This window comes from Pseudomonas sp. (assembly GCF_035497915.1).
In the GTDB taxonomy this organism is placed as follows: domain Bacteria; phylum Pseudomonadota; class Gammaproteobacteria; order Pseudomonadales; family Pseudomonadaceae; genus Serpens.
The window spans coordinates 41,256-63,517 of record NZ_DATJCS010000054.1 but is presented as its reverse complement, the minus strand read 5'-3'; the positions used below and the strand labels follow the sequence as shown (position 1 = coordinate 63,517).

At 67.8% G+C, this 22,262-nt stretch carries 19 protein-coding genes and 1 pseudogene; 16 read left to right on the top strand and 4 right to left on the bottom strand.

Annotation, left to right across the window (positions count from 1 at the left end; translation table 11 throughout):
• Nucleotides 1-244 precede the first annotated feature (244 nt).
• Nucleotides 245-1,021 (bottom strand): annotated as a pseudogene (locus VL129_RS17250) (MCP four helix bundle domain-containing protein); the annotation flags it as partial.
• A 191-nt stretch (nt 1,022-1,212) separates the two neighbouring features.
• On the opposite strand from VL129_RS17250, the gene VL129_RS16810 reads away from it, so the two are divergent.
• The 6 genes from VL129_RS16810 (at nt 1,213) to VL129_RS16785 (ending at nt 7,961) form a co-directional block, all read left to right on the top strand.
• Nucleotides 1,213-2,304, top strand: coding sequence for an NADH:flavin oxidoreductase/NADH oxidase (locus tag VL129_RS16810; RefSeq protein WP_325414766.1), 1,092 nt, complete (start codon nt 1,213-1,215; stop codon nt 2,302-2,304).
• A gap of 263 nt (nt 2,305-2,567) precedes the next feature.
• Nucleotides 2,568-3,663, top strand: a protein-coding gene (prfB, locus tag VL129_RS16805; RefSeq protein WP_325414764.1) for a peptide chain release factor 2 whose coding sequence is annotated in 2 segments (ribosomal slippage) — nt 2,568-2,639 and nt 2,641-3,663 — 1,095 coding nt in all. Because the reading frame shifts where the segments join, the coding sequence is not laid out codon by codon here.
• Between the two features lie 138 nt (nt 3,664-3,801).
• Nucleotides 3,802-5,304, top strand: a complete 1,503-nt coding sequence (gene lysS / locus VL129_RS16800; RefSeq protein WP_325414762.1) for a lysine--tRNA ligase — start codon at nt 3,802-3,804, stop codon at nt 5,302-5,304.
• Between the two features lie 120 nt (nt 5,305-5,424).
• Nucleotides 5,425-5,976 (top strand): hypothetical protein, encoded by a 552-nt coding sequence (locus tag VL129_RS16795; protein WP_325414760.1) that lies wholly within the window; start codon nt 5,425-5,427, stop codon nt 5,974-5,976.
• A 6-nt stretch (nt 5,977-5,982) separates the two neighbouring features.
• The gene (locus VL129_RS16790; RefSeq protein WP_325414758.1) at nt 5,983-7,272 is read left to right on the top strand and encodes a flavohemoglobin expression-modulating QEGLA motif protein; all 1,290 of its coding nucleotides are present in this window, start codon (nt 5,983-5,985) and stop codon (nt 7,270-7,272) included.
• Nucleotides 7,273-7,634: 362 nt separating this feature from the next.
• Nucleotides 7,635-7,961 carry a PA3694 family proteiin gene (locus VL129_RS16785; RefSeq protein ID WP_325414756.1) on the top strand — a complete coding sequence of 109 codons (327 nt, stop codon included), beginning with the start codon at nt 7,635-7,637 and terminating at the stop codon, nt 7,959-7,961.
• A gap of 6 nt (nt 7,962-7,967) precedes the next feature.
• On the opposite strand, the gene VL129_RS16780 is transcribed toward VL129_RS16785, so the two are convergent.
• Nucleotides 7,968-8,306 (bottom strand): pilin assembly protein, encoded by a 339-nt coding sequence (locus VL129_RS16780; protein WP_325414754.1) that lies wholly within the window; start codon nt 8,304-8,306, stop codon nt 7,968-7,970.
• Between the two features lie 121 nt (nt 8,307-8,427).
• Between VL129_RS16780 and ppc the strand changes: the two genes are divergently transcribed.
• The 8 genes from ppc (at nt 8,428) to VL129_RS16740 (ending at nt 16,353) form a co-directional block, all read left to right on the top strand.
• Nucleotides 8,428-11,064, top strand: coding sequence for a phosphoenolpyruvate carboxylase (ppc, locus tag VL129_RS16775; RefSeq protein ID WP_325414752.1), 2,637 nt, complete (start codon nt 8,428-8,430; stop codon nt 11,062-11,064).
• Between the two features lie 156 nt (nt 11,065-11,220).
• Nucleotides 11,221-11,868, top strand: a complete 648-nt coding sequence (gene adk / locus VL129_RS16770) for an adenylate kinase (RefSeq protein WP_325414750.1) — start codon at nt 11,221-11,223, stop codon at nt 11,866-11,868.
• Nucleotides 11,869-11,981: 113 nt separating this feature from the next.
• Complete coding sequence (tsaB, locus tag VL129_RS16765; RefSeq protein ID WP_325414748.1) at nt 11,982-12,656, top strand: tRNA (adenosine(37)-N6)-threonylcarbamoyltransferase complex dimerization subunit type 1 TsaB; 675 nt, start codon at nt 11,982-11,984, stop codon at nt 12,654-12,656.
• 218 nt (nt 12,657-12,874) lie between these two features.
• Nucleotides 12,875-13,087 (top strand): hypothetical protein, encoded by a 213-nt coding sequence (locus tag VL129_RS16760; protein ID WP_325414746.1) that lies wholly within the window; start codon nt 12,875-12,877, stop codon nt 13,085-13,087.
• 48 nt (nt 13,088-13,135) lie between these two features.
• The gene (locus tag VL129_RS16755) at nt 13,136-13,996 is read left to right on the top strand and encodes a DUF72 domain-containing protein (RefSeq protein WP_325414744.1); all 861 of its coding nucleotides are present in this window, start codon (nt 13,136-13,138) and stop codon (nt 13,994-13,996) included.
• A gap of 23 nt (nt 13,997-14,019) precedes the next feature.
• Entirely contained in the window at nt 14,020-14,853 is an 834-nt protein-coding gene (locus VL129_RS16750) for an isocitrate lyase/PEP mutase family protein (RefSeq protein ID WP_325414742.1), read from the top strand.
• On the top strand, nt 14,850-15,542 hold the full coding sequence (locus VL129_RS16745) for an extensin-like domain-containing protein (protein ID WP_325414851.1): 693 nt from the start codon (nt 14,850-14,852) through the stop codon (nt 15,540-15,542). The genes VL129_RS16750 and VL129_RS16745 overlap by 4 nt, the downstream gene beginning before the upstream one ends.
• Nucleotides 15,543-15,588: 46 nt before the next feature.
• Complete coding sequence (locus VL129_RS16740) at nt 15,589-16,353, top strand: class I SAM-dependent methyltransferase (protein ID WP_325414740.1); 765 nt, start codon at nt 15,589-15,591, stop codon at nt 16,351-16,353.
• A 141-nt stretch (nt 16,354-16,494) separates the two neighbouring features.
• On the opposite strand, the gene VL129_RS16735 is transcribed toward VL129_RS16740, so the two are convergent.
• Entirely contained in the window at nt 16,495-17,235 is a 741-nt protein-coding gene (locus VL129_RS16735) for an SDR family NAD(P)-dependent oxidoreductase (protein ID WP_325414738.1), read from the bottom strand.
• A gap of 94 nt (nt 17,236-17,329) precedes the next feature.
• Nucleotides 17,330-17,956 (bottom strand): TetR/AcrR family transcriptional regulator, encoded by a 627-nt coding sequence (locus tag VL129_RS16730; RefSeq protein WP_325414736.1) that lies wholly within the window; start codon nt 17,954-17,956, stop codon nt 17,330-17,332.
• 83 nt (nt 17,957-18,039) lie between these two features.
• Between VL129_RS16730 and VL129_RS16725 the strand changes: the two genes are divergently transcribed.
• Entirely contained in the window at nt 18,040-19,143 is a 1,104-nt protein-coding gene (locus VL129_RS16725; RefSeq protein ID WP_325414734.1) for an efflux RND transporter periplasmic adaptor subunit, read from the top strand.
• A 6-nt stretch (nt 19,144-19,149) separates the two neighbouring features.
• On the top strand, nt 19,150-22,227 hold the full coding sequence (locus tag VL129_RS16720) for an efflux RND transporter permease subunit (RefSeq protein WP_325414732.1): 3,078 nt from the start codon (nt 19,150-19,152) through the stop codon (nt 22,225-22,227).
• The last annotated feature ends 35 nt before the right edge of the window (nt 22,228-22,262 follow it).

The following is a 22,262-nucleotide window of genomic DNA, read 5'->3' as shown; positions in this document are numbered from 1 at the left end:
GCGCGCCATGGCGCGACTGATCGTCGGCTTCGCGCGCGGTGTCGGCGGCCTGCTGGGCGCTGCGCGCCACTTCATGCACGGCGGCGCTCATCTCGGTGGCGGCGGTGCTGACCTGGTCGACGGCGGCGAACTCGTGGCTGATCAGCTCGTCGTTGCGCGCCGCCAGCCCCGCCTGCTCGCGGGCCGAGGTGGACACCGATTCGGCCAGGGAGCCGATCTCGGCGATCATCGGCTGCAGCTTGTCGAGGAAACGGTTGAAGGCGCGCCCGAGCTGACCCAGCTCGTCCCGGGAGGTGATGTCCACGCGCCCGCGCAGGTCGCCGTCGCCATCGGCGATCTGCTCAAGCCGCTGCAGCAGGCGTTGCAGCGGCCGGGTGACCAGCGTCGGGAAGGCGAAGGCGAGCAGGGCGCAGATCAGCAGGCCGATACCCACCAGCGCGCCCTGTTGCACGCGGTTGGCGATGCCCTGGTCGATGGCCGACTGGCCCAGCGCCTTGGCAGTGGCGTCTTCCAGCTCGCCGAGCTTGTCGATGGCGTCGCGGGCCGCCTCGAACAGCTTCTCGCTTTCGCCGAAGCTCAGCGCGGTCGCGCCGGCCGGGTATTCCCGAGTCATCGCCAGCACGCGTTCCGAAGTGGCCTTCCAGCGCGCGAAGCCCTGGTTGAATTCCTCCACCAGGCGGCGGGCTTCGGGGGAGGGTTGCAGCGTCGCGTAGCGATTGACGCGCTCGTGGGCCTGGCCCAGGTTCTCGCGGTGGCTGTCGCGCAGCGCCTGGGCATGCTCTGCGGTGAAGTCGCCGAGCAGGCTGCGTTCGGCGATGAACGCCTGGTACAGGTCGCGGTCGGCATTGAGCAGCAGGCTCACCGCCGGCAGCGATCGGCCGATCAGTTGGGTGCTGGATTGCACCAGTTGCTCGATGCTGCGCATGGCCAGCAGGCCCATGAGCATCAGCAGCACGGACAGGACAAGGATGGGGAGGGCGATTTTCCAGCGGAATTTCAGATCGGCGAACAGGCGAAGCATGGGGCACCTTCCCTTGTGTTTCGTTGTTGTAGTGGGCCGCTGGATTCGCCGTCCGCGCACGCGGCGGCCGGGTTTCCCATGCTGACCATAAGGGTTATCGGCTGACCGCTGGGCCGGCTTTATAGCGGTTTGCCTGCTTCAGGCTGTCGCAGGAGGTCTTTACTGGTGGGAAACTGCCCGGGAGATTCGTCATGTCGTTGCTGTTCCAGCCCCTGACCCTGCGTCAACTGACCCTGCCCAACCGGATCGTGGTGTCGCCCATGTGCCAGTACTCGGCCGCCGAGGATGGCCTGGCCACCGACTGGCACCTGGTGCATCTGGGCAGCCGGGCCGTCGGCGGCGCCGGCCTGGTGATCTTCGAAGCCACGGCGGTGCTGCCCGAGGGGCGCATCAGTCCCCATGACCTGGGCATCTGGAGCGATGCGCACATCGAGCCGCTGCGGCGTATCACCGCGTTCATTGCGTCCCAGGGCGCGCTGGCCGGCATCCAGCTGGCCCATGCCGGGCGCAAGGCCAGCACCTGGCAGCCCTGGCGCGGCAAGCGCGGCAGCGTGCCCCTGAACGAGGGCGGCTGGGTGCCGGTCGGCCCGTCGCCGCTGGCCTTCGATCCCGAGCATGCGGTGCCCGCCGAGCTGGACGAGGCCGGCATCGCCGAGGTGGTGCGTGCCTTCGTTGAAGGCGCCGAGCGGGCGCGGGCCGCCGGCTTCAAGGTCGCCGAAGTGCATGCTGCGCACGGCTACCTGCTGCACCAGTTTCTCTCGCCACTCTCCAATCGCCGTGAGGATGACTACGGCGGCTCCTTCGAGAATCGCATCCGCCTGCTGCTGCAGGTGAGCGAGGCGGTGCGTCGGGTCTGGCCCGCGGAACTGCCGCTGCTGGTGCGCCTGTCGGCCACCGACTGGGTGGACGATGGCTGGAACCCGGACGAGACGGTGGAGCTGGCCTGCCGGCTCAAGGCGCTGGGCGTGGACCTGATCGATGTGTCCTCCGGCGGCACCTCGGCGAACGCGGAAATCCCCATCGGCCCCGGCTACCAGACGCAGTTCGCCGAGCGCATCCGCCGCGAAGCGGGTATCGCCACTGGCGCCGTGGGGTTGATCACCGAAGCGGTGCAGGCCGAACACGTGCTGCGCACCGGCCAGGCCGACCTGATCCTGCTGGCCCGCGAGCTGCTGCGCGATCCCTACTGGCCGCTGCATGCCGCCGGCTACCTGGGCGATACCTCGGTGCCCTGGCCAGCACAGTACGTGCGGGCGGCGCAGCGGGATACGCCGATCCGCTAGCGTGGGGCCCCGCTGTGGGGCCGGCTTGACGCCGGCCGACGGAGTTGCGGTCCAGCTCCGCGTGCAGGGCGTATCCCGCTGGCCGGGATATACCCGGCCCCACAGGTTTCCCGTCAATCCGTCTGGCTACGCCGATGGGGCCGACCGCAGCGCTGCGACCCCGGCCCCGGGCGGCGTCGAAGCGACGCCCGTGCTGCCAGCCGCAACCTGCTGCGGTATACTCGCCGGCTTTTCCGAAGCTTCATCTGCGAGTGCCGCCTGCCATGGAAATCAATCCGATCCTGAACAGCATCAAGGACCTGTCCGAACGGACCCAGACCATTCGGGGGTATCTTTGACTACGATCAGAAAGCTGATCGCCTGGTCGAAGTAAACCGCGAGCTCGAAGATCCGAACGTCTGGAACAACCCGGAATACGCACAGAGCCTGGGTCGTGAGCGTTCCACGCTGGCGCAGATCGTCGAAACCCTCGATGAGCTGAGCAGCGGCCTGGCCGACTCCCGCGAGCTGCTGGACATGGCCGTCGAAGAAGACGACGAAGGCGCGGTGAACGATGTGGTCGCCGAGCTGGCGCGTCTGCGCGAAGCCCTGGAAAAACTGGAGTTCCGCCGCATGTTCAGCGGCGATATGGACGCCAGCAACGCGTTCCTGGACATCCAGGCCGGTTCCGGCGGCACCGAGGCCCAGGACTGGGCCAACATGCTGCTGCGCATGTACCTGCGCTGGGCCGCCAAGCACGGCTTCGACGCGGAAATCGTCGAACTCACCGAAGGCGAAGTGGCCGGCATCAAGAGTGCCACCGTGCACGTGCGCGGCGAATACGCCTTCGGCTGGCTGCGCACCGAGATCGGCGTGCACCGTCTGGTGCGCAAGAGTCCGTTCGACTCCGGCAACCGCCGCCACACCTCGTTCACTGCGGTGTTCGCCTCGCCGGAAATCGACGACAACATCGAGATCGAGATCAACCCGGCGGACCTGCGCATCGACACCTACCGCTCCTCGGGCGCCGGTGGCCAGCACGTGAACACCACCGACTCTGCGGTGCGCATCACCCACCTGCCGACCAATACCGTGGTGAGCTGCCAGAACGAACGCTCCCAGCACGCCAACAAGGACCGCGCCTTCAAGATGCTGCGCGCCAAGTTGTACGAGCTGGAGATGCAGAAGCGCCGCGAGGCCTCCCAGGCGCTGGAAGACACCAAGTCGGATATCGGCTGGGGTCACCAGATCCGCTCCTACGTGCTCGACCAGTCGCGCATCAAGGACCTGCGGACCGGCGTCGAAGAGAGCAACTGCGACGCGGTGCTCGACGGCGATCTGGACGAGTTCATCGAGGCCAGCCTGAAACAGGGCCTGTAAGCCCCCATCCACCGGGGCGTGCATACGGCGCGCCCCGATTCGAATGCCTGCCTTCGTGCAGACGAAACAACCCGGTGCGCCCGCGCACCCAGCGATGACGCGGCACGGCGCCGCGCCCTGACGGGAAACACAGACACCATGAGCGAACAACCGCTGAACCCGCACGCCCTGCACGAGGAAGAAAACCGCCTGATCGCCCAGCGCAAGGAAAAACTTGCCGCCGAGCGCGCCAAGGGCAATGTCTTCCCCAACGACTTCCGCCGCGACTGCCTGGCTGGCGACATCCTGCAGAACTACGCGGACAAGACCCGGGAAGAGTTGGAAGCGGAGCGCATCCCGGTCAAGGTGGCGGGGCGCGTCATGCTCAACCGCGGCGCCTTCATGGTCATCCAGGACACCAGCGCGCGCATCCAGGTGTACGTGGATCGCAAGACCCTGCCGGAAGAGACTCTGGCCGAGATCAAGACCTGGGACCTGGGCGACATCATCGGCGCCGAGGGCACCGTGCAACGCTCCAACAAGGGCGACCTGTTCGTGCACATGGAGAAGGTGCGCCTGCTGACCAAGTCGCTGCGTCCGCTGCCGGACAAGCACCACGGCCTGACCGACACCGAGCAGCGCTATCGTCAGCGTTATGTCGACCTGATCGTCAATGAGGAAACTCGCCAGACCTTCCGCGTGCGCTCCCAGGTCATCGCCCACATCCGCAAGTTCCTCGCCGAGCGCGGCTTCCTCGAAGTGGAAACCCCGATGCTGCAGGTGATTCCGGGCGGCGCGGCGGCCAAGCCGTTCGAAACCCACCACAACGCGCTGGACCTGCCGATGTTCCTGCGCATCGCGCCGGAGCTGTATCTCAAGCGCCTGGTGGTTGGCGGCTTCGAGAAGGTCTTCGAGATCAACCGCAACTTCCGTAACGAGGGTGTGTCCACGCGCCACAACCCCGAGTTCACCATGCTCGAGTTCTACCACGCGTACGCGGACTACGAGGACAACATGGACCTCACCGAGGAGCTGTTCCGCGAGCTGGCCCTCGCGGTGCTCGGCAGCACCGACGTGCCGTACGGCGACAAGGTGTTCCATTTCGGCGAGCCGTTCGCACGCCTGTCGGTGTTCGACTCGATCCTCAAGTACAACCCGGAAATCTCCGCCGAGGATCTGCAGGACCTCGACAAGTGCCGCGCCATCGCCAAGAAGGCCGGCGCCGATGTAAAGGGCTTCGAGGGTCTGGGCAAGCTGCAGACGATGATTTTCGAGGAGCTGGTCGAGCACAAGCTGGAACAGCCGACCTTCATCACCCGCTATCCGTTCGAAGTGTCGCCGCTGGCGCGTCGCTCCGATGACGATCCCAGCGTCACCGACCGCTTCGAGCTGTTCATCGGCGGCCGCGAGATCGCCAACGCCTACTCAGAGCTCAATGACGCCGAAGACCAAGCCGAGCGCTTCATGCAGCAGGTCAAGGACAAGGACGCCGGCGACGACGAGGCCATGCACTTCGACGCCGACTTCGTGCGCGCCCTGGAATACGGCATGCCGCCCACCGCCGGCGAAGGCATCGGCATCGACCGCCTGGTGATGCTGCTGACCAACTCACCGTCGATCCGCGACGTGATCCTGTTCCCGCACATGCGTCCGCAGAACTGATCGCCGCCTACAAGAAACCGCCTTCGGGCGGTTTTTTGTAGGCGTTTGACGCCGCTTGCGGCTGGGCGGAAGATCTGCCCCTACGCTTGGTTCAGGGTCGTTTCGACAAGGAGAGAAGGCATGCGCATCTGGCATGCGCTGGTGATTGCATCCGTGCTGCTGCTGGGCGGTTGCCTGGCGACCTTTCGCGAACCGTTGCCGGCCAGCGAGGCGGCGCCCATTCCGCTGCTTGGCACCTGGCAGGGCGAGGATGACTGGGGCGAGGACGTGTTCCTGCGCATCAGTCGGGTGGGCAACCATCAATACCGTGCCGTGCGCAGCGAAGGGGATCCGGACGATCTCGACAGCGCTGAAGAATACGGTTTCACCGTGGCCCGCCACGGCCGACGCTGGTACCTGTCGGCCGGGTTGCCGCGCCGGCTGGGCGGCAATTTCGCCATCCTCGGCTTCGAGCTGACCCGTGGCGGCGAGCTGGTGCTGTTCAACCTGGACGTGACGCGCCTGCTGCGGGAAATCGAGTCCGGCCGGCTGGCCGGCGAGGCGGTGGACACCGCCGAAGGCGAGGGCGTGCTGATCCGCTCGGCGCTGGCCGAGGTCTTCACCTACCTGGACGACCCGGCCAACGCCGATGTCTTCATCGAAGTGGCGCGCCTGCAGCGCGCCGAGCAGTGAGGTGGTATGCCGCTGGATCCCTATCAGCAGAGGGTGCGTGACCTCTCCGACCGTCTCGTCGAGGCGCAGGTGCCGATCCGCATCCTCGATGCGGTGAAGTGGGACGACTCGATCCGCCAGGCGTTCCTGGCTTCTGGCGGCCAGCGCCTGCCGGAGGTGGACCGCAGCTACTACCACACCCGGCCGCTGGCCTTCGACGCCGAGGCCAAGAAGCGCGAGTTCCAGGAGATCGAGCGGGACATCACCCGTCAGCTCGGCCAGTTCAGCCCGGTCGGGCAGATCATGCGCCGCATGTGCCGCGAGTACCGCATGGTCATCCGCATGCTCGAGGCACGCGGGACCAGCGACTTTGGGCTGATTTCCCAGGAGCTCTACGGCGCGGCCTCGGACGCCTTCCACGCCGGCGACCCGACCCTGGCCGACCTGGGGCTGATGCTCTCCGACTACCTGAACAACATCGCCAGCCGCGGCGACTTGGCCGACGAGCCCAAGACCCTCAACGCCGCCCAGGCGGTGGAGATCCTCCAGTGGCGCTTGGATCGGGTGTTCGGTGAGGACGGGGGCGAGGGTGTGGTGCGGGTGTTCGAGTCCGACGGCATCGTCGCCGACGCGGCGGCCGGCGCCGACTACATCAAGATCCGCAGTGACGCGATGTTCAACGAGCGCGACCTGCAGGCACTGGAAGTGCACGAAGGACTGGTGCACGTGGGCACCACCCTGAACGGCCTCAGCCAGCCGATCTGCACCTTCCTGGCCAAGGGTCCGCCGACCTCCACGGTGACCCAGGAAGGCCTGGCGATCCTCATGGAGGTGATTGCCTTCGCCTCCTACCCGTCGCGCCTGCGCAAGCTGACCAACCGTACCCGGGCCATCCACATGGCCGAGGAGGGCGCCGATTTCATCGACGTCTACCGCTTCTTCCTGGCCCAGGGCTATGGGGAGGACGAGAGCTACGGCAACGCCAGCCGGGTGTTCCGCGGCTCGGCGCCGGACGGCCTGCCGTTCACCAAGGACCTGTCGTACCTGAAGGGTTTCATCCTCATCTACAACTACATCCAGCTGGCGGTGCGCCAGGGCAAGCTGGAGCAGATTCCGCTGCTGTTCTGCGGCAAGACCACCCTGGAAGACATGCGCACCCTGCGCCAGCTGGTGGAAGAGGGGCTGGTGGCGCCACCAAAGTACCTGCCGGCGCAGTTTCGTGACATGAATGCGCTGTCGGCCTGGATGTGCTTCTCCAACTTCCTCAACCACCTGAGCCTGGACCGGGTCGAGGCGGATTACGCGAATATCCTGTAGACGGCGGGCCCCTGTAGGGCCGGCTTTGCGCCGGCCGACGGGGCCGCATCCTGCACCTGCCGCGTCGATCCTCATCCGGCCGGGATAAACCCGGCCCTACGGGTTAGATCCCGGAGCTGTCGGATAGTGACCAACCCTGTAGGGCCGGCTTTACGCCGGCCGGCGGCGCCGAATCCTTCACCTGCCGCGTCGCTCCTCACCCGGCCGGGATAAACCCGGCCCCACGGGTTAAATCCCGGAACTGTCGGATAGTGACCAGCCCTGTAGGGCCGGCTTTACGCCGGCCAGGGGGGTGCGGGCTTCCCGCTCCGCCCCCGGGCCTATAAGCTTGCCTCCCTTTTTCGCTGAATCCGGATACGAGCATGGCCGAGCGCAACCTCATTCCCTACATCCTCACCGCCGTGGGTTCCGTGGTGGGTACCGTCGCGGTGCTCAGCTATTACGGCTACGTGCACATCGCCAAGCCGACGGATGCGCTGCTGCTGGCCGAGTTCACCATGCTCAAGACCGTGCCCGGGGAAGACTATCGGCTGTCCTTGAAACCGGCGGATCAGGTCGCCCAGTGCATCGATGGCGTGCTGGTGCTGTTCGACACCAAGCAGAAGGGTCTCACCGGCGTGCTGGTCGACAACCGCAAGCGAGCGGTGCGCTGCATGGGCCAGGAAACCCCGCAGGTCATCAACGAGTAAGCGTTCTCAGTGGGGCTTCCGCCCCTCGTTGAGACGCTGCAGATACTGGCGGGACAGGGCCAGGAAGCGCGGTGTGGGGCCGATGTCCTCGTAGAGCGGATCGCCCTGCTCGTCGACCGCCACCACCTTGCTGCCCTTGACGTAGGGCAGACTGGTTTCCAGTTCCTCCAGGGCGGCTGCCACCAGCTCGCCCAGCAATACCTCCACGCTGCGCTTGGGGTACATCTCGGCCAGCGCGCTCAGGCGCGCCGCCGACTCCAGATCCAGGTGCAGGGCGTAGGTCTCGCGGGTCAGCTGGCCCCGGGCGTTCTGCTCCCAGTGCCCGATCAGTTCGCGAATCTTCATGGCGTGTCCCCCACGCATCCGTTGTCTGATTCAAGGCTAGTTCAGCCCACGCCAGACGCGTCGGCTTGTAATTGTCTGTCGCACTGTTCAGGCTGGATGCATCGCGCCCGGAGGAGCAGCCATGACGGAAATCGACGCACGCCTGCGAGAAGAGGTTCACCTGCTGGGTGAACTGCTCGGCGAGACCATTCGCGCCCAGCTGGGCGATGACTTCCTGGACAAGATCGAACGCATCCGCACCGGCGCCAAGGGCGCGCGGCGCGGCTCGCAGGCCGCCGCCGACCAGCTCGGCGACACCCTGGACGGCCTGCGCGAGGAGGAACTGCTGCCGGTGGCGCGCGCCTTCAACCAGTTCCTCAACCTGGCCAACATGGCCGAGCAGCACCATCAGGTGCGGCGCCAGGCGCCCGGCGAGCCGGAACCCTTCGAGAACCGCGTGCTGGACGAGCTGCTGCCGCGCCTGCGGGCCGGCGGCGCCGATCCCGCCGAGCTGGCGAGCCGGCTGGCCGGGCTGGATATCGAGCTGGTGCTCACCGCGCATCCCACCGAAGTGGCGCGCCGCAGCCTGATCCAGAAATACGACGCCATCGCCGCCGAACTGGCCGCCAGCGATCACGACGACCTCACCGAGCGCGAGCGGGCCGCCAGCCGGCTGCGCCTGCGCCGGCTGATCGCCGAGGCTTGGCACACCGAGGAAATCCGCCGCCAGCGGCCCACACCGCTGGATGAGGCCAAGTGGGGCTTCGCGGTCATCGAGCATTCCCTGTGGCGCGCGGTGCCGGACATGCTGCGCGATCTCGACGATGCTCTCCTGACCCACTGTGGCCAGCGTCTGCCGCTGGAGGCGGTGCCGGTGCGCTTCGCCTCCTGGATGGGTGGCGACCGCGACGGCAATCCGAACGTCACCGCCGAGGTCAGCCGCCAGGTGCTGCTGCTGGCGCGCTGGATGGCGGCCGATCTGCACCTGCGCGACATCGACCGGCTGCAGGTCGAGCTGTCCATGCAGGACGCCAGTGCCGAACTGCGCGCCGCGGTGGGCGAGCATCCCGAGCCGTACCGCACGCTGCTCAAGCCGCTCCGCGAACGCCTGCGCATCACCCGCGACTGGGCCGAGGCCAGCCTGCGCCAGGTGCTGCCGGAGCCGGAAGGCCTGTTGCGCGAGCAGCACGAACTGTATGCGCCGCTGGCGCTCTGCTACCGCTCGCTGTGCGAATGCGGCATGGCGGTGATCGCCGATGGTCGCCTGCTCGACTGCCTGCGCCGGGCGGCGGTGTTCGGCCTGCATCTGGTGCGCCTGGACATTCGTCAGGAGGCCGGGCGCCACGCGGCCGCGCTGGACGAAATCACCCGCTTCCTTGGCCTGGGCCATTACTCGGACTGGGACGAAGCGCAGCGCCTGGACTTCCTGGTCCGCGAGCTGGACAACCCGCGCCCGTTGTTGCCGGTCGATCAGTCCCTGGAGCCGGATAACGCCGAAGTGCTCGCCACCTGCCGGCTGATCGCGGCGACGCCGGCTGCGGCCCTGGGTTCCTATGTCATTTCCATGGCCGGCGCCGCCTCGGACGTGCTGGCGGTGCAACTGCTGCTCAAGGAGGCCGGACTGCGTCGGCCGATGCGCGTGGTGCCGCTGTTCGAAACCCTCGCGGATCTGCGTGGCGCGCGGGCGGTGATGGCGCGCCTGCTGGAGCTGCCGAGCTATCGCGCCCGGCTCGCCGGCCCGCAGGAGGTGATGATCGGTTACTCGGATTCGGCCAAGGACGCCGGCACCCTGGCCGCCGCCTGGGCGCAGTATCGGGCCCAGGAACAGTTGGTGGCGCTGTGCCAGGAGCAGGGCGTCGAGCTGCTGCTCTTCCATGGTCGCGGCGGCACCGTGGGGCGCGGCGGCGGCCCGGCCCACGCGGCCATCCTGTCCCAGCCGCCGGGCTCGGTGGCCGGGCGCTTCCGCACCACCGAACAGGGCGAGATGATCCGTTTCAAGTTCGGCCTGCCGCAGATCGCCGTGCAGAACCTCAAGCTGTACCTGGCCGCCGTGCTGGAGGCGACCGTGGCGCCGCCGCCGGAACCCGAATCTGCCTGGCGGGAGGAAATGGAGCGCCTGTCCGCCGATGCCCTGGCGGCCTACCGGGGCGTGGTGCGCGACCACCCCGGGTTCCTCGATTATTTCCGTCAGGCCACGCCCGAACAGGAGCTGGCCCGCCTGCCGCTGGGCAGTCGGCCCTCGCGGCGCCGCGAGGGCGGCATCGAAAGCCTGCGGGCCATTCCCTGGATCTTCGCCTGGACCCAGACGCGGCTGATGCTGCCGGCCTGGCTGGGCTGGGAAACGGCGCTGCGCAACGCGCTGCAGCGCGGCGAAGCACCGTTGCTGCAGGCGATGCGCGAACGTTGGCCATTCTTCCGCGCCCGGCTGGACATGCTGGAAATGGTGCTGGCCAAGGCCGATGACGAGATCGCCCGGCTCTACGATGAGCGTCTGGTGAGGGGCGAGCTGCGACCGCTGGGCCAGGAACTACGCGACCTATTGTCGCAGGCGGAGCGAGCTGTTCTGAATCTGACCGGTCAGTCGCGGGTGTTCGAACACAACCCGCAGACCCTCGAGTTCATCAGTGTGCGCAACACCTATCTGGATCCGCTGCATCTGCTGCAGGCCGAGCTTTTGGCGCGTTCCCGGCAAACCGGCGCGGAGGTGCATCCGCCGGTCGAGCAGGCGCTGCTGGTCAGCGTGGCGGGTATCGCCGCCGGGCTGCGCAATACGGGATAGGGGAAGGAGTGGCGCCGGGGTGGCGCTTGTACGCGGGATAGGCGCTGTGTATCTTGATCGACCATTTTCGGTCGCGCCACTGCCCAGCCCCTTATAACGGGTTGGCCCTCTGACGGGCTATTAGACTTCTTGTTTACCAAAAGGAGCATTACCACGATGCGTGTGATTCTGCTGGGTGCGCCCGGTGCCGGCAAAGGTACCCAGGCCCGTTTCATCACCGAAAAGTTCGGTATCCCGCAAATCTCCACCGGCGACATGCTGCGTGCCGCCGTCAAGGCCGGCAGCCCGCTGGGTCTGAAGGTCAAGGACGTGATGGCCAGCGGTGGCCTGGTTTCCGATGAGATCATCATCGACCTGATCAAGGAGCGCATCACCCAGTCCGATTGCGCCAACGGCTTCCTGTTCGACGGCTTCCCGCGCACCATTCCGCAGGCCGAAGCCCTGAAGGCCGCCGGCGTGACCATCGACCACGTGCTGGAAATCGCCGTGGAAGACGAGGAGATCGTCAAGCGCATGGCAGGCCGCCGTTTCCACCAGGCTTCCGGTCGCACCTACCACGTCGAGTACAACCCGCCGAAAGTGGCTGGCAAGGACGATGTGACCGGTGAAGAACTGGTCCAGCGTGAAGACGACAAGGAAGAGACCGTGCGTCATCGCCTGTCGATCTATCACTCGCAGACCAAGCCGCTGGTGGATTTCTACCAGAAGCTGTCGGCCGCCGAAGGCACGCCGAAGTACAGCCTGGTTCCGGGCGTCGGCTCGGTGGACGAGATCACCGCCAAGGTGTTCGCCGCCCTGAGCTGATCGGCTCCCGGCATCCGACGACGGCCCGCTTGCGGGCCGTCGTCGTTTCTGGCCAGGCAACTGGCCGACCGGCTTATAATGCCGGCCCTCTTTTTTCCCCACCGGACGATGCGATGACCACCCTGCTGGCCCTGGATACCGCCACCGAAGCCTGCTCCGTTGCCCTGCTGCACGAGGGCCGCCTGCTCAGCCGCTACGACGTGATCCCGCGCCTGCATGCCCAGCGTCTGCTGCCCATGGTGCAGGAGCTGCTCGGCGAGGCCGGCATCGCACTGTCCGCCGTGGACGCCATCGCCTTCGGGCGCGGCCCGGGCGCCTTCACCGGGGTACGTATCGCCATCGGCGTGGTGCAGGGCCTGGCCTTCGCCCTGCAGCGTCCGGTGCTGCCCATCTCCAACCTGGCGGTGCTGGCCCAGCGCGCCTACCGCGAGCGCGGCGTCGAGCAGGTGGCGGCGGCCATCGATGCGCGCATGGACGAGGTGTACTGGGGCTGTTATCGCCTGGAGGCGGGCGAGATGCGTTTGGCCGGTGTCGAGGCCGTACTGCCGCCCGAACAGGTGACGCTGCCGCGCGGCGCCGCCGGCGACTGGTTCGGCGCCGGCACCGGCTGGGGCTACGCCGAGCGCCTGGCCGTGCGCCCGGCGCTGGGCATGGATGCCGGCCTGTTGCCGCACGCCGAGGATCTGCTGCGCCTGGCCGAATTCGCCTGGGCGCGCGGCGAGGCCGTGGCGGCCGACGCGGCCCAGCCGGTCTACCTGCGTGATCAGGTCGCCACGCCGAAAGCCTAGAAACTCACGAAGCGGTGAACCCGCGGCGGACACGGCCGGTCTCATCCGCAAGGATGCGTGGCGGGTCACGGGCTGCGCGTTGCATCGAGGCCGGCCGCTGCATAGAGTTGCGGCTCCTGTGAGGCTCAGCCATGCGTATCGACCGATTCCAACCTCTCTCCCAGCAGCCACGCCCCCGGCGTGCCGGCCGTGCGCGCCCGGTCGACGAAGATGGCGACATGGACCGCCTGCCCGCGCTGATCGAGGGCACGGCGCTGGTGCCGAGCGAAGCGGAGTTCGAACGCATGGCGCGTACTCCCGGCACGCTGCGTACCCTGTCACCCCTGGCTGCGCCCGGCGGCCAGGTGCTGGAGGCCCTGTCCAGCTACAGTCGCATCGCCGCGCTGCTGGATGAAGCGCCGGTACGGCATTACATCGACCTGTACGCCTGATCCCTCGGCTCCTCTACAATCCCGCCCCGAGTCATTTCGGGGAATTCCATGCTGCCCTACTACCTAGGCTGCCCGTCCTGGAACGAGACGGGCTGGCGCGGTTCGCTGTATGCGCGGTCGGCGCGGCCGGCCGACTTCCTCGCCGACTATTGCCGCGTCTTCAACGCCGTGGAAGGCAACACCACCTTCTATGCCTGGCCATCCGCCGACACCGTGCGCCGCTGGAGCGAGCACATGCCGCAGGGCTTTCGCTTCTGCGCCAAGCTGCCGCGTGACATCAGCCACGAGGGCGATCTGCGCGAGCGCCTGGGCGCCACCCGTGAATTCCTGAACCTGCTGGCGCCGCTCGGCGAGCGGCTCAGTCCGCTCTGGCTGCAGCTTTCCGCCGCCTTCGGCCCGCAACGCCTGCATGAGCTGAGCGACTGGCTGGATGCCCTGCAGGGACGCGCCGTGGCCGTGGAAGTGCGCCACCGCGCCTTCTTTGCCAAGGGCGAGGAAGAGCGCCAGCTCAACCGGCTGCTGCACGAACGTGGCGTGGAGCGCATCTGTCTGGATTCCCGTGCGCTGTTCGCCTGCACCTCCTCCGATCCTGCCGTGCTGCACGCCCAGGCCAAGAAGCCGCGTGTGCCGGTGCGTCCGGCGGCGTTCACCGCCCATCCGCAGGTGCGCTTCATCGGCGGCCCGGATCTGGACGCCAACCAGACCTATCTGGAGCCCTGGCTCGACAAAGTGGCGGGCTGGATCGAGGAAGGGCGGCGGCCCTACGTGTTCCTGCACACCCCGGACAACCTGCTGGCCCCGCAACAGGCGCGGCGTTTCCATGCCGGACTGTGCCAGCGACTGCCCGGCCTGCCTGCGTTGCCGACCATTGCCGACGAACCGACGGAGGAACAGCTGGGTCTGTTCTAGTGCCGACTAGACGGGGGAAGACCATGGCGATGACTCAAGCGCAACGGGCCGAGGTGTTTCGCGATCTGCATTTCGGTACGCACCTGCTGGTGCTGCCCAACCCCTGGGACGCCGGCTCGGCTCGCCTGCTGGCCGGGCTGGGCTTCGAGGCCCTGGCCACCACCAGTGCCGGGCTGGCCTTCTCGCTGGGGCACCGGGATGGCATGGGCGAGGTCAGCCGCGAGCAGGCCCTGGCCAATGCCGCCGCCATTGTTCAGGCCAGTGGTCTGCCGGTGACTGCCGACCTGGAAAATGGCTACGGTGTGACGGCCGAGGACTGCCGGCGCACCATCGAGGAGGCGGCGCGGGTCGGGCTGGTAGGCGCGTCCATCGAGGATGCCAGTGGCGATCCGCAGGCGCCGATCCTGCCACTGGAACAGTCTGCCGAGCGGGTACATGCCGCCGCCGAGGCGGCCCGCGCCCTGGGTTTCCCCTTCATGCTCTGCGCGCGCACGGAAAACTTCATGCACGGGCGTGCCGATATCGACGACACCCTGCGGCGCCTGAAGGCCTATGCCGAGGCCGGCGCCGACGTGCTCTACGCGCCGGGGGTGACCCAGCGCGACCAGATTCTCGCCGTGGTGCGCGCCGTGGCGCCCAAGCCGGTCAACGTGCTAGTCGGCATTCCCGGCCTGCAGATGTCGCTGGAAGGCCTGTTCGAGCTGGGCGTGCGCAGGGTCAGCCTCGGCTCCAGCCTGGCGCGGGTCGCCTACGGCGCCTTCTACCACGCCGCCAGCGAGCTGGCTCGCCGTGGCAGCGTCCAGGCAGTGCGCCAGGCCATGTCCTTCGAGCGCCTGAACGACCTGTTCCGGAGCTGAGAGTGCGCTGGCTGTGGCTGGCGCTCCTGGTCGTGGCGCTGGGGCTGGCGCTGGCCGTGCAGCGTGGCTGGCTGGAACTGCCGCCGCGCTGGGATCCGCGCACGCCCCTGGATGTGCGCGCGCCGCCCGACTGGCTGAGCGGCTGGCGGCTCTGGCGGTTGCGCCGCGATCCGGCGCTCTGCGCGCAGGTGCTGGCCAGCTCGCAATTGGACTATGTCAGCCAGCCGGACAGCCGGCTCGGCACCGATTGCCCGTTGCGCAACGTCGTGCGGGTAAAGGCCGGCGAGGCAGCCTTGAATGACAGCTTCCTGGCTACCTGTTCGCTGGCGGTGTCCTATGCGCTGTTCGAACACCACGGCTTGCAGCCGCTGGCCAGGGAGATCCTCGGCCAGCCGGTGACGAGCGTCGATCACTTCGGCAGTTTCGCCTGCCGCAGGATCGGTGGCGGCCGGCGCTGGAGCCGTCACGCCAGCGCCAATGCCCTGGATGTCGGCGCCTTCCGCCTGGCGGATGGCCGCAGCATCAGCCTGTCCGGACACTGGCAGAGCGCTGGAGCCGAGGCGCGCTTCCTGCGCGCGGTGCGGGACGCGGCCTGCGAGCATTTCCAGGGTGTGCTGGGGCCCGAGTACGACGCCGCGCACCATGATCATTTCCATCTGCAGGTCGGGGGCTTCGGCGTGTGCCGCTGAACCTGCTCTGGCACAATGCCCGGCCTTTTTTCAGTTCGCCGATGCCATGTCCGAATCCCTGTTGTGTGTCCAGGCCCTGGAGCCCCGCTTCGACGAGGCGGCCCGCCAGTGGGCCGCGCGGCTGAACCTGCCGATGAACCAGGAAGCCTCGTTCGCCCTGCAGCTGGGCGAGGCGGGACTGCAGCTGGCTGAACTGGGTCCCGGTGCGCCGGGACCGGTGCGCGTGGATTTCGTCGAGGGTGCGGCGGCGCACCGGCGGCTGTACGGCGGTGGCAGCGGGCAGATGATCGCCAAGGCGGTCGGCGTGCAGGCCGGCATTCGCCCGCGCGTCCTGGATGCCACCGCTGGGCTGGGGCGCGATGCGTTCGTGCTGGCCACGCTGGGTTGCGAGGTGCAACTGATCGAGCGTCAGCCGGTGATCGCCGCACTGCTGGAAGACGGCCTGGCGCGTGCCGCGCGGGCGCCGGATGTCGCCGACATCATGGCGCGCATGCGCTTGCTGACCGGCAACGCCATCGAGCTGATGCGCCAGTGGACGGACCAGCCGCCCCAGGTCATCTACCTGGACCCGATGTTCCCGCACCGCGACAAGAGCGCCCTGGTGAAGAAGGAGATGCGTCTGTTCCGCCCGCTGGTCGGCGACGACATGGACGCGCCGGCGCTGCTGGAAGCCGCCCTGGCGCTGGCCAGCCACCGCGTGGTGGTCAAGCGCCCGCGCAAGGCGCCGATCATCGACGGGCCGAAGCCAGGCTACAGCCTGGAAGGCAAATCCAGCCGCTACGACATCTATGCGCTGAAGAAGCTGGGGTAGGGCGGCCAACGCGGTGGACAAGCAAAACCTTGTCCCTGTGGGGCCGGGTTTACCCCGGCCGATGGGGGGCGAAACCGCTGATGGGGCATTCGGCTCCGCTGGCCGGCGTAAAGCCGGCCCCACAAGGTGCGGAGGCGCGCCTTAGCGCGCGGTATACCCGCCGTCCACCACGAACTCGGCACCGGTGACGAAGGACGCGTCGTCCGAGGCCAGGAACACCATCACCCCGGCCAGCTCTTCCGGCGCGGCGACGCGGCCCATGGGGGTGACTTCGGCGAGCATCTGGCGGTCGGTCTCGCCGAGGATCGGCGTATCGACGAAGCCCGGGTGTACCGAGTTGACCCGCACGCCTTGCTTGGCCCAGGCCAGCGCGGTGCTCTTGGTCAGCAGGCGCACCGCGCCCTTGGCGGCGTGGTAGGCCGGCGAGGCGCCGAAGCCGCCAACAATGCCGAACATCGAACTGACGTTGATCACCGAGCCGTTGCCGCTGGCCTTGAGCGCCGCGGAAGCCGCCTTGTGGGCGAGGAACACCGAGGTCTGGGTGATGGCGATGACGCGGTCGTAGGTGGCCAGGTCGGTGTCCTCGATCAGGCCGGTGTCGCCGATGCCGGCGTTGTTGACCAGCACATCCAGACGGCCGAATTCGGCCACCGTTTCGGCCACCACCCGCTGCCAGTCGCCTTCGCTGGCCACGTCCAGATGCTTGTAGACGGCCACGCCGCCTTTGGCGGTGATGGCCTCGGCTGCCTGCTGGCCCAGTGTGTCCTGGACATCGGCAATCACTACGCGCGCGCCCTCGACGGCGAAGCGCTCGGCCGTGGCGCGGCCAATGCCGCTGGCGGCGCCGGTGATCAGGGCAACTTTTTGCTTGAGACGGGTCATGGGGTGAATTCCTGTGCTGATAACTCCGAGCAGGCTAACGATTTGCCGCGCACGCTGCACCGACCCAGCTCAATGGAAGTGATTCCTGGGCGGCTCAGATCCGATAAGCCCGCACAAACAACTCCACCACTTCCTGCACATGGTGTTCGGCCTCGGCGGCGCTCTGCGCTTCGGCGCAGCCGATCAGCAGGCGGAAGTGGTGGCCGCCCTTGAGCAGGGCGCAGAAGTGTTCGGCGGCCGAGCGCGGATTGGCGACGCGCAGCTGACCGGCCTGGTCGGCCTGGCGCAGCAGGCGTTCCAGCTCGCCGAGCACACGCAGGGCGCTGGCGGCGTAGAACAGCTGGACCAGCCGGGGATTGGGCCTGGCCAGGGTGAACATCAGGCGGTGCAGGGCCAGGGATTCCTCGCTGTTGATCAGGCTGTGGAAGGCGCGACCGATGACCAGCAGGCAGGTCTCGATCGGCTCGCCCTGATAGGTGTCGCGAAACAGCTGCGGCAGCTGTTCCTCGCACTTGGCCTTCACCGCCTCCAGGAACAGCGTGTCCTTGTCGCTGAAGTGGCTGTACACGGTGAGCTTGGACACTCCGGCCTCGCGGGCGATGGCTTCCATGCTGCTGCCTTCGTAGCCATGGCGCAGGAACAGCGCCTTGGCGGCTTCGAGAATGGCCAGGTGCTTGGCGGGGTCTTTGGGGCGCCCTGGCCCGGGAGTCGATGAGGTCATGCGGAAGTTACTGGACTGGGAAGTTCAGTATTTCTACTATGCGCGGCACAACAAATCCAACGCCATGCGTGAAAGGATCCACGATGCTCCGTCATGTCCTGTCTCTCGCCCTGCCTTTTTCCCTGATTGCGCTGCTCGCTGCCTGCGGCAACGACCAGGAGGTCGAAGCGCCGCCGCGTCCGGCCATGGTGGTGCAGCCCCAGCCGGCTGCCGCGCTGCTGGAAGCCTTTCCCGGCGAGGTGCGCGCGCGCTTCGAGCCCGAGCTGGCCTTTCGCATCGCCGGCAAGGTGGCCAAACGTCTGGTGGAAGTCGGCGAGCGCGTGAAGAAGGACCAGCCGCTGGCCGAACTGGATCCCCAGGACGTGCGCCTGCAGCTGGAGGCGGTGCGTGCACAGATGGCCGCCGCCGAGGCCAACCTGAACCTGGCGCGCGCCGAGCGCGACCGCTATCAGACCCTGCTGGAGCGCCAGCTGGTCAGCCGTTCGCACTTCGATAGCGCGGACAACACCTATCGTTCCGCCGAAGCCCAGTTTCAGCAGGTGCGCGCCCAGTACGACGTGGCGCGCAACCAGGCCACCTACGCCGTGCTGCGCGCCCCGCAAGACGGCGTGATCGCCAGCCGCCGCATCGAAGTGGGCCAGGTGGTGGCCGCCGGGCAGACGGTATTCACCCTGGCCGCCGATGGCGAACGCGAAGTGGCCATCAGCCTGCCGGAGCAGGCGCTGGAACGTTTCCGTATCGGCCAGGAAGTGGCGGTGGAGCTCTGGTCGCAGCCGGGTCGCCGTTTCACCGGCCAGATCCGCGAACTGGCCCCGGCCGCCGATCCCCAGTCGCGCACCTTCGCCGCGCGTGTGGCCTTCCAGGAAAACGGCGTGCCCGCCGAACTCGGGCAGAGCGCCCGGGTGCTGATCAGCCATGCCGACAGCGTGCCGCTGGCGGTGCCGCTCTCGGCGCTGTCCGCCGAGGGTGGCGAGCCGTTCGTGTGGGTGGTCGACCCGGCCACTCAGACCCTGCAGCGCCGCCTGGTGCGCGTCGGGCCCTATGGCGAGGTCCGCGTGCCGGTGCTCGAAGGCCTGCGTGCGGAGGAGTGGGTGGTGGCCGCCGGGGTGCAGGTGCTGCGCGAGGGCCAGAAGGTGCGCCCGGTGGACCGCGACAACCGACCGGTCCAGCTGACCCGCGCGGAGTAACTCGCCATGAACTTCAACCTCTCCGCCTGGGCGTTGCAGAACCGCTCGATCGTCCTGTACCTGATGATCCTGCTCGGCATCGTCGGTGCCGTCTCCTACACCAAGCTCGGCCAGAGCGAGGACCCGCCGTTCACCTTCAAGGCGATGGTCATCCAGACCCAGTGGCCGGGCGCCAGCGCTGAGGAAGTCTCGCGTCAGGTCACCGAACGCATCGAGAAGAAGCTGATGGAAACCGGTGCCTACGAGCGCATCGTGTCCTTCTCGCGGCCGGGCGAGTCGCAGGTAACGTTCATCGCCCGCGATGCCCTGCGCTCCAGCGAGATCCCCGATCTCTGGTACCAGGTGCGCAAGAAGATCGGCGATATCCGCCACACCCTGCCGCCGGGCACCATCGGCCCGTTCTTCAATGACGAGTTCGGCACCACCTTCGGCAACATCTACGCGCTGACCGGCGACGGCTTCGACTATGCGGTGCTCAAGGACTATGCCGACCGCATCCAGCTGCAGCTGCAGCGCGTCAAGCATGTCGGCAAGGTCGAGCTGATCGGCCTGCAGGACGAGAAGATCTGGATCGAGCTGTCCAACACCAAGCTGGCCACCCTCGGCCTGCCGCTGATCGCCGTGCAGCAGGCGCTGGAGGCGCAGAACGCGGTGGCCGCCGCCGGCTTCTTCGAGACCGCCAGCGAGCGCATCCAGCTGCGGGTCAGCGGGCGTTTCGAAAGCGTCGAGCAGATCCGCGACTTCCCGATCCGCGTCGGTGACCGCACCTTCCGCCTCGGCGACGTGGCCGAGGTGCATCGCGGCTTCAGCGATCCGCCGGCGCCGCGCATGCGCTTCATGGGTGAGGATGCCATCGGCCTGGCGGTGTCCATGCGCGGCGGCGGCAACATCCTGGTACTCGGCGAGGCGCTGGAGGGCGAATTCGCCCGCCTGCAGGCCAACCTGCCGGCCGGCATGCAGCTGCGCAAGGTGTCCGACCAGCCGGCGGCGGTGCGCACCGGGGTGGGCGAGTTCGTCAAGGTGCTCGCCGAGGCAGTGATCATCGTGCTGCTGGTGAGCTTCTTCTCGCTGGGCCTGCGCACCGGCCTGGTGGTGGCGCTGTCCATCCCGCTGGTGCTGGCGATGACCTTCGCCTGCATGTACTACCTGGACATCGGCCTGCACAAGATTTCCCTGGGCGCGCTGGTGCTGGCGCTGGGCCTGCTGGTGGACGACGCGATCATCGCGGTGGAGATGATGGCCATCAAGATGGAGCAGGGCTACGACCGCCTCAAGGCGGCCAGCTTCGCCTGGACCAGCACGGCCTTCCCGATGCTCACCGGCACGCTGATCACCGCCGCCGGCTTCCTGCCGATCGCCACCGCGCAATCGAGCACCGGCGAGTACACCCGCTCGATCTTCGAGGTGGTGACCATCGCCCTGCTGGTGTCCTGGATCGCCGCCGTGATGTTCGTGCCCTGGCTGGGCCATCGCCTGCTGCCCGATCTGGCTTCGCTGCACGCCGCCAAGTTCGGCGGCCAGGCCCACGATCCCTATGCCACGCCGTTCTACGCACGGGTGCGCCGGGTGGTCGGCTGGTGCGTGCGCCGCCGCAAGACGGTGATGCTGCTGACCCTGCTGGCCTTCTTCGCCGCGCTGGCGCTGTTCCGCCTGGTGCCGCAGCAGTTTTTCCCGGCCTCGGCGCGCCTGGAGCTGATGGTCGACATCAAGCTGGCCGAGGGCGCCTCGCTGCGCGCCACCGAAGCGGAAGTGGCTCGGCTGGAAACCCTGCTGGCCGCGCAGCCGGGAATCGACAACTACACCGCCTACGTGGGCAGTGGCTCGCCGCGCTTCTACCTGCCGCTGGACCAGCAACTGCCCGCCACCAGCTTCGCCCAGTTCGTGGTGCTGACCGACAGCATCGAGTCACGCGAGTCAGTGCGCGCCTGGCTGATCGAGACCCTGGCGGAGCAGTTCCCGAGCCTGCGCAGCCGGGTCTCGCGTCTGGAGAACGGCCCGCCGGTGGGCTACCCGATCCAGTACCGCGTCAGTGGCGAGCACATCGACGAGGTACGCCGGCTGGCCCGCGAGGTCGCCGCCCGGGTACGCGCCAACCCCCACTTGGCCAATGTGCACCTGGACTGGGAGGAGCCCAGCAAGGTCATTCACCTGGACCTCGACCAGGAGCGCGCCCGCGCACTGGGCGTGAACACCGCCGAGCTGTCGCGCTTCCTGCAGGCCTCGCTGTCCGGCAGCCGGGTCAGCCAGTACCGCGAGGGCAACGAACTGATCGAGATCCTGGTGCGGGGCAGCGAGGAGGATCGCGGCCTGCTGAGCCTGCTGCCCAGCCTGGCGGTGCCCACCGACAGCGGACAGAGCGTGCCGTTGTCCCAGGTGGCGACCCTCGAATACGGCTTCGAGGAAGGCGTCATCTGGCACCGCAACCGCCTGCCGACGGTGACCGTGCGCGCCGACATCTACGGCGAGGAGCAGCCGGCCACGCTGATCGGCCAGATTCGTCCGGCGCTGGACGAGGTGCGCGCCAGTCTGCCCGACGGCTACCTGCTGGAAATCGGCGGCACCGTGGAGGATTCCGCGCGCGGCCAGAAGTCGGTGAACGCCGGGCTGCCGCTGTTCGTGGTGGTGGTGCTGAGCCTGCTGATGCTGCAGCTGCGCAGCTTCTCGCGCTCGGTGATGGTGTTCCTCACCGCGCCGCTCGGGCTGATCGGCGTCACCCTGTTCCTGCTGGTGTTCCAGCAGCCGTTCGGCTTCGTGGCCATGCTCGGCACCATCGCGCTGTCGGGGATGATCATGCGCAACTCGGTGATCCTCATCGACCAGATCGAGCAGGACATCGCCGCCGGCCATGACCGCTGGAGCGCCATCATCGAGGCTACCGTGCGCCGCTTCCGGCCCATCGTGCTCACCGCCCTGGCGGCGGTGCTGGCGATGATCCCGCTGTCGCGCAGCGTGTTCTTCGGGCCGATGGCCGTGGCCATCATGGGGGGGCTGATCGTCGCCACCGTGCTGACCCTGCTGTTCCTGCCGGCGCTGTATGCGGCCTGGTTCCGGGTGCGCAAGGGCGAGGACGCGCCGGTTCGCTAAGCGCGGCGCCGCCGGCCCTTTGTGGGAACGACGGC